Consider the following 7,321-nt stretch of genomic DNA (forward strand, 5'->3'; position numbering starts at 1 on the left):
CGGGTTTATTCACCAGAAACCGCGTCTGTTAGCTAACGATGGGCGCTAAACCAAGCCTTAGCCGCCTCAATATCCTTGGAAATCCCTTGCGTTAACGCTTGCAAATCTGGGTACTTCAACTCGTCGTGTAACTTCTCCAAAAGCTCCACTCGAATCGTTTTGCCGTAGCCCCCCTCTTGACCAAGCCAGGTTGGCCATTCCAAGCAATGGGTTTCTAAAAGAACACGACCACCATTCACGTCATTGGAATCAAGTGATGGGCGAACGCCCATATTCGCAACCCCAGGCAAGGGGCGATCTGCCAGCCCATGGACTTGCACCACAAAGATGCCGCTGGCAGCAGGCTTCCAATGCTTGAAATGCAGGTTCAACGTACGGAAACCGTCAGTGGCTGAACTGCCACTTGCGCCCAACTGTCGTCCCAACTTTCTTCCGTGCAACACATGGCCGCTGACTGCATAAGGCCTGCCAAGCAGTTTCGCGGCATCTTGCATACGCCCTTCTTGCAACGCCTTTCGCACCTCTGAGCTTGATACACGAACACCATGCACTTCGTAGCTGTTCATGCGTGCAACATCAAAACCCAATTGCCGTCCCATGGCATCAAGTAGCTGATAATCCCCTGCTCGATTTTTGCCAAAACGAAAATCATCGCCAACAAGCACATAGCGCGCACCAAGCGCTTGAACCAACACGTTTTGAACAAACTCTTCTGGCTCTTGATTGGCCAACTGCGCCCCAAATGGCAAAATCACTGTTTGTTCAACCTGATTGTCAGCAAGGTCCATGAGCTTGTCGCGAACAGTTCCTACGCGCGCAGGAGCCAGTTCTGGCTTGTGCAGTAACTTGGCAAAGTAATCGCGCGGATGCGGCTCAAACGTCAGCACACAGCTCGTAACACCACGGTTAGCAGCTTCGTTGCGCAGCAATGCCAGCATGGCCTGATGGCCTCGATGAACACCGTCAAAATTACCAATCGTGATGGCGCTGGCTGGTGCCAGTGTCTGGTGGTGGAGTCCTAAAAAAGTTCGCATGGCACGTGAGCGCTAGAGGGCAAGAAAGTCAGGGACTGCAATATTCACAAGAACCTGCTGCAGTCCATCCTGATCGAATCAGCGGCCTTTTTGCGCCGTGACGACAAAGCCCTTGACAGGCTCACCCGCCTCAAAACGTAGCGTCTTCTCTTCTATGCGAGCCATCGCATAACCGGCTAGTTCCAAAAGTGACTCCAAATACGCACGAGTGTGTGCATAACGGCCATTGGCCTGCAAAACATAGCCTTGCTCTGCCTCTTCTGCCACCTCGGTGGAGAAAAAGAAAAAGCCATCTGATTGCAAGATCCGGTGCACATTGCCCAAGACAGGCTCCAAATCGCCTACGTAAGGGAATACATCCAACGCCGTAATGACTTCGTACAAATTCGCAGGTGTATCACGCACAGCATCCAGAATATTGACGGTGTGAATTTTGTGGTAAATGCCATGACGCGCCGCTTGTTCGGCCATTTTCGTTGATGCATCAACACCGACGACCCAGCCATTGACTTTGCCCAAATACACACCAAGAAGGCCACTTCCACAGCCCAAATCCAACAAATTGAAGGTACGGTCAGGGAATATTCCAACAATTTTTTCTGCAATCTGCTTGGGCAATTCGTAGCGCAATACGCGCACCATATGCAAATCGTATTGTTGTGCCATGCCATCGAACAACTCACGTTGCAACTCAACCGGCTGTGTTGCAGGGGTTTGGCCTGCAACCACTTGGGCATAGTATTGGTAAACCGGATGCTCTGGGGCGTGTGCCAGCAGTTGTGCAATGTCTTCTTGAGCTTTAGCCGGCTGGCCAAGCTGAACCCAGGCATTGAGCCGCCCGTAATAGGCTTGTATCTGCTGGGGATCTATTGCAATCAATTGCGTCCATGTTTGCAGTGCTTTTTCATATTGCTTGCTGAAATAATAGGTTCGCCCTAAATTCATCAGCAGTACGGGATCATTGGGATACACCTCCAACGCCCGTTGGGTATATGCAATTGCTTTTGCAGAATCGCCACAGCGGGTCGCAATGTCAATGACGCCAGCTAAAGCCAGCTTTTCTTTGGATTCTAGTGCGAAGATTTTTTCAGCTTGTGCCAAAGCAGGAGCGTACTTGTCCAGACGCGCCAAAAGCAATCCGTACTCTAGTTGGGCAGGCCACCATTGGGGCGTCAAGGCCACGGCGTGTTCTGCCGCCTCAATGGCACTGGCAGGATGGCCTTGTTGCTCTGCCAATTTAGCACCCAACATGAAAATCCGGGGATCTTGCGTGGTGTTTTTCTGAGCAAGGTTCAGCAATTTGGCCACGTCCTCCAACTTACCCTGTGCCAGCAATTGGTAGGCTTGATTAATCAGCGGATCGTTGGCAGAAATTTTATTGGATAGGCTAGCGTTTTGTGTCATGAATCAGGTCTGTCCGTTCGCGGAAAGACAGCATTATGAATGATGCATCTTTGCCTGAATGTGGCAGCTGAATAAACCGGCCTGCAACGCATCGCAATCGTGTTGCGCAAGCAAGGCCACAAAGTGCGGTTAGCCAGCCTCCTTGTGGTCTTGCTTGCGGCCCCTAAAACAACTCTTCTTATGCAGTGACTCCTGCAGTTGCCTGCATGTTCTCGCTGATGATGCCGAGGTGGTACAGACTATCTCCCCATGTCATCTCGAGTTGTGTAAGTTTTTTGAAGTAGTGACTGCCAATGTATTCATCGGTTACCCCAATACCGCCATGTAACTGCACCGACTGCTGTCCCACATAACGCATGCTTTGCCCCAGTTGGTATTTCGCACGAGACAATGCAAGTTTGCGCTCAATGGCTACCGGCTCATCCAGTTTCAACCACGCGTAGTAATTCATGGAGCGGCCTAACTCCAATTGCATTTTCATGTCGGCCATTCGATGCCGCAATGCCTGAAAAGAGGCAATTACTACACCAAACTGTTTGCGCTGATTTAAATACTCTGCCGTGAGCGCTACGGTCTGTTCCATAACGCCAACCCCTTCGGCGCACACGCTAGCCATACCAATATAGGCGGCTTGTTGCAAAGCGTCATCCCCATCTTTTGTCAGCAATTGCGCAGGAGTATTCTCCAGCGTCAGCTCTGCCGCGCGACTCCCATCTTGGGTGATGTAAGCCTGAAGCTGTACACCTGCCGCCTGTCTTTCAACAATGAATAAAGCGGTTGCTCCAAGGTGTTGTGCGGGGACAATCCAGGCATCCGCACGATCACCAATAGGCACCAGACTCTTTTGCCCTGTGAGAAGGTAACCGCCTTCTTTTTCTACCGCCTGGGTCGCTGCAGGCGCCAAACGATAACGTGCGCCCCGCTCCATGTGGGCAAGCGCAATGACTGACTCCCCTGCAATCAATGGGCCAAGCCAAGTTTCCTTAACCTCTGGAGATGCATGTTTGACCAAAAACTGCGTTGCAATCAACGCTTGCACATAGGGCTCTAATACCAAACCTTTGCCCAACTCCTCCAAAACCACCATGGATTCCACAGCGCCCATACCCAAACCACCGTCGGCCTCAGGCACCGTTAATCCCATTAAGCCCAATTCCGCTAACTCGCCCCACACTTGGCGGTCAAATCCGCCATTGGCAACAATCGTTTTGCGGCGCTCAAAGGTGTAAGCTTTCTCTACCCACTTGTGTACGGCTTCGCGCAATTGCGTTTGCTCATCTGTGAAATCGAAGTCCATCGATTGTCTCCTTCGCTCAATATTGATCTTGTCTAGTAAAGAGGCTAAATATCAGCCCAGCACCGTTTGGGCCACGATGTTGCGCTGCACTTCATTGGATCCACCGTAAATGGTGGTTTTGCGGTAATTAAAGTACGTTGAAGCGAGTACAGAGACCGTAGCATCCCCACCGGGGAAATCGCCTTGCCAACCTGCACTCATGGCCTCTTCAATAAAGGGCAAGCTATAGGGGCCCGCTGCCAACATAAGCAACTCCGAGTAGCGCTGTTGAATTTCACTGCCTTTGATTTTCAAAAGACCGGCAATATCCAATGGATTGCGTCCCGACGACACAGCCGAAAGCACACGTAGCACTAACATTTCCAGTGCGACGATATCCACTTCCAGTTTGGCGATTTCGTCGCGACAACGCACGTCTTCCCACAAGCCCTGTACTTGTGCAACACGTTTAAGTCGCTCCAACTCACGTTTGGAACGATTCACGTCTGCAATATTGGTGCGTTCATGACTCAACAGGTGTTTGGCATAGGTCCAGCCTTGGTTTTCTTCACCAATCAGGTTCTCTGCAGGCACTTTGACGTTGTCAAAAAACACTTCATTGACTTCGCACTCACCATCAAGCAACTTGATAGGACGAACTGTAACGCCAGGCGTTTTCATGTCGATCAGCAAAAAGGAAATGCCCGTTTGAGGCTTACCTTCTGAGCTGGTGCGCACCAAACAAAAAATCCAATCGCCGTATTGGCCCAAAGTCGTCCAAGTTTTTTGACCATTGACAATGTAATGATCGCCTACCCGTTCGGCCTTGGTTTTGAGTGACGCTAAATCAGAGCCTGAGCCCGGCTCGCTATACCCTTGGCTCCACCACACTTCACCACTGGCTATACTAGGCAAGAAGCGTTTTTGCTGCTCCTCGTTGCCATAGGCCATGATGACAGGGGCCACCATCACCGGGCCAAATGGAATGATACGAGGAGCGCCTGCCAAAGCACACTCCTCTTCAAACAAATGTCTCTCAACCGCATTCCAGCCAGGGCCGCCAAACGCCGCAGGCCAACCGTAGGCCAACCACCCTTTTTTGCCCAAAATCTTGGCCCAACCTTGTAGGTCATCGCGAGTCAGACGCAAATTGTTGTGGACTTTGTAGGCCACCTCTTGCGGTAAATGCGCCTGTACCCATTGCCTGACCTCTTGCCGAAATGCCTGCTCTTGTGGCGTGTAATTCAAATCCATATGGCCTCGTCGTCGTTGTCTCGTTGATGAAATCATGGTCGCTGCCGTTGACTGTGTCCGTCGACACCATCCGTAATCACCGCCATCGTTTGCGCCCCATTTGTCTCACCCGCAGGTGTACCACGCCAATGCGTGCATACATGTCCAACACGCGACTTCCAAGCCGAGTTCAAAGAAATACCGTCAGTGCTCAGCAGCCATGTCGTGCTATTTCAAAGCGGAATCAACAGCACTCGCAGAGTTGCTGGTTTTAGCGTACTTCAGACTGTCCCAATCAACGATGGGATCAGTGAGACAATACGCCCCTCATGAAAAATATTGTGATTCTGATCTCTGGCACCGGCTCCAATATGGCTGCGTTGGTGCAAGCCCAGCAGCAGCGGCAATGGCAACAAAAATGGGGCGCACGCGTTGCCGCAGTCATCAGCAATCGTCCTGACGCTGCAGGCCTTCAATGGGCGCAAAACCAAGGCATAGAAACGCAAGTGGTAGACCACCAGCAATACCCAACCCGCGAAGACTTCGACCAGGATTTGGCTCGTGCCGTTGCCCATTACAGCCCTGCGCTGGTGGTACTTGCTGGCTTTATGCGCGTACTCACCGAAGGGTTTGTACGCCAGTTCGAGCATCGCCTTATCAATATCCACCCCTCATTACTGCCTGCTTTCGCCGGGCTGCACACGCACCAGCGCGCCATTGATGCTGGTTGCCGCATGGCAGGTGCGACTGTGCACTGGGTTACGCCAGAACTTGATGCAGGTCCAATCATTGACCAAGCTGCCGTTCCCATTCTTGACGATGATGATGCAACAGCTTTAGCCGCTCGGGTCAGAACGCAAGAGCACCTCTTGTATCCGCGTGCAGTAGAGAAGATCCTTGCACAGCTTACCCCGCCAGCTTGCTAATAGCCCATTGCCTTGCCCACTGATTACGACTGATCGCCCATGTTTGCCCGTTATCTCATTCTTGCCACCGCAGACGTTTTGCAACGACTCTCCCGTTTCGATGCTCCTGCGGACATCACCTTAGCCCAATTTCAACGCGAGAACCCAAAACTTGGCAGTCGCGACCGCCACCAAATTGCCAACGCAGCATTTGCCGCTTTGCGATTCTGGCCGCTGATACAGAGCTGGCTTGGTCACTCAACGACACCAACGCCTGCAAATAGCCGCAGCAACACGGCGGTGGATGAACGATTAGGCTTGATTGCGCTGGCGCTGGACGCACAAGGATTACTGACACCACCATTAACGTCTGAACAGCATCTTGAAATTTTGCAGCGTGCTAAATCGTGGGACAGCGCAGGCATGCACCATGCATGGCTTGATGCATGCATGGCTAAGGCCCAAACATTTGCGGCCCCACTCACGTCTGGATTGCAACACAACTTGCCTGAGTGGTTAGCGCAGACACTACAGGCACAGTATGGCGACGCTGCATTTGGCGCCTTGGCACAATCACTCAAGCAAACTGCACCACTGGATTTGCGCGTTAACTTGCTTACGCACAAACGCAATGTGGTATTACAGCAATTGGCCGAGCAAGGCATCGTATGTGCAGCAACACCTTATTCTCCATGGGGATTGCGCTTGCAAGGAAAACCATCGCTGCGGCAAAACCCACTCATGCAAAGTGGCGCCCTTGAAGTGCAGGATGAAGGCTCACAATTGCTTGCTTTGCTCACCGGTGCCAAGCGCGGGGAGACCGTCGTCGATTTTTGCGCTGGGGCTGGCGGAAAAACCCTTGCCTTAGGTGCCATGATGCGTAACACCGGGCGCTTGTATGCGCTAGATAACTCAGCCCACCGGCTCGATGGATTGCAGCCGCGCCTCAAACGCAGCGGATTGAACAATGTCCATACACTGGTCTTGCAATCGGAAACAGATGAGCGACTTGCACGGCTGCGTGGTAAAGCCGATCGAGTCTTGGTCGATGCGCCCTGCTCTGGACTTGGCACCTTGCGGCGCCACCCTGAACTGGCTTGGCGTAACTCCCTGCGCAGTATTGAAGAGCTGCAACAAACGCAGCGTCGCATTTTGGACAGCGCCGCCTCATTGCTCAAACCCGGAGGCACATTGGTGTATGCCACCTGCAGTCTGCTTGAACAAGAAAATGGGGCAGTCAATCATGTCTTCACGCAAGCCAATGCAAGCAGTTTTACTCCCTTCGACTGGACCGCTACGCTCGAAAAACACGGCTTAACTAACCTGCAGAAACCTGGCCATCATGCAGGCGTACCCAACGCGATTGCTTTGCTACCGCATCTGCACCAAACAGACGGTTTTTATGTAGCAGCTTGGCAAAAAAATCATTAAATCCTGAATCGACCAGGGTTTAGTAGATAATTTTGAGC

General features: G+C 52.0%; 6 protein-coding genes. 2 read left to right on the forward strand and 4 right to left on the reverse strand.

The features are described from left to right. Positions 1-32: 32 nt before the first annotated feature. The 4 genes from E9531_RS15450 to E9531_RS15465 form a co-directional block, all read right to left on the reverse strand. The gene (locus E9531_RS15450) at positions 33-1,034 is read right to left on the reverse strand and encodes a bifunctional riboflavin kinase/FAD synthetase (RefSeq protein ID WP_136574667.1); all 1,002 of its coding nucleotides are present in this window, start codon (positions 1,032-1,034) and stop codon (positions 33-35) included. A gap of 78 nt (positions 1,035-1,112) precedes the next feature. Further along, positions 1,113-2,438 (reverse strand): methyltransferase, encoded by a 1,326-nt coding sequence (locus E9531_RS15455; RefSeq protein WP_136574668.1) that lies wholly within the window; start codon positions 2,436-2,438, stop codon positions 1,113-1,115. Positions 2,439-2,616: 178 nt separating this feature from the next. Continuing rightward, entirely contained in the window at positions 2,617-3,735 is a 1,119-nt protein-coding gene (locus E9531_RS15460; protein WP_136574669.1) for an acyl-CoA dehydrogenase family protein, read from the reverse strand. Positions 3,736-3,786: 51 nt separating this feature from the next. Next, the gene (locus tag E9531_RS15465) at positions 3,787-4,968 is read right to left on the reverse strand and encodes an acyl-CoA dehydrogenase family protein (protein WP_136574670.1); all 1,182 of its coding nucleotides are present in this window, start codon (positions 4,966-4,968) and stop codon (positions 3,787-3,789) included. Between the two features lie 308 nt (positions 4,969-5,276). Here E9531_RS15465 and purN point away from each other — a divergent pair, with 308 nt between their 5' ends. Both purN and E9531_RS15475 read left to right on the forward strand, forming a co-directional pair. Then, positions 5,277-5,873: a phosphoribosylglycinamide formyltransferase gene (purN, locus tag E9531_RS15470; RefSeq protein WP_136574671.1), complete on the forward strand. Its 597-nt coding sequence runs from the start codon at positions 5,277-5,279 to the stop codon at positions 5,871-5,873. Between the two features lie 39 nt (positions 5,874-5,912). Next, positions 5,913-7,283, forward strand: a complete 1,371-nt coding sequence (locus E9531_RS15475; protein WP_136574672.1) for an RsmB/NOP family class I SAM-dependent RNA methyltransferase — start codon at positions 5,913-5,915, stop codon at positions 7,281-7,283. Positions 7,284-7,321 lie beyond the last annotated feature (38 nt).

This window comes from Lampropedia puyangensis (assembly GCF_004833285.1).
Lineage (GTDB): Bacteria > Pseudomonadota > Gammaproteobacteria > Burkholderiales > Burkholderiaceae_C > Lampropedia > Lampropedia puyangensis.

Excerpts from the sequence above, each read along its gene's own strand:
- E9531_RS15450 (WP_136574667.1), bottom strand. The coding sequence starts at position 1,034 with ATGCGAACTTTTTTAGGACTCCACCACCAGACACTGGCACCAGCCAGC.
- E9531_RS15455 (WP_136574668.1), bottom strand. The coding sequence starts at position 2,438 with ATGACACAAAACGCTAGCCTATCCAATAAAATTTCTGCCAACGATCCG.
- E9531_RS15460 (WP_136574669.1), bottom strand. The coding sequence starts at position 3,735 with ATGGACTTCGATTTCACAGATGAGCAAACGCAATTGCGCGAAGCCGTA.
- E9531_RS15465 (WP_136574670.1), bottom strand. The coding sequence starts at position 4,968 with ATGGATTTGAATTACACGCCACAAGAGCAGGCATTTCGGCAAGAGGTC.
- purN (WP_136574671.1), top strand. The coding sequence starts at position 5,277 with ATGAAAAATATTGTGATTCTGATCTCTGGCACCGGCTCCAATATGGCT.
- E9531_RS15475 (WP_136574672.1), top strand. The coding sequence starts at position 5,913 with ATGTTTGCCCGTTATCTCATTCTTGCCACCGCAGACGTTTTGCAACGA.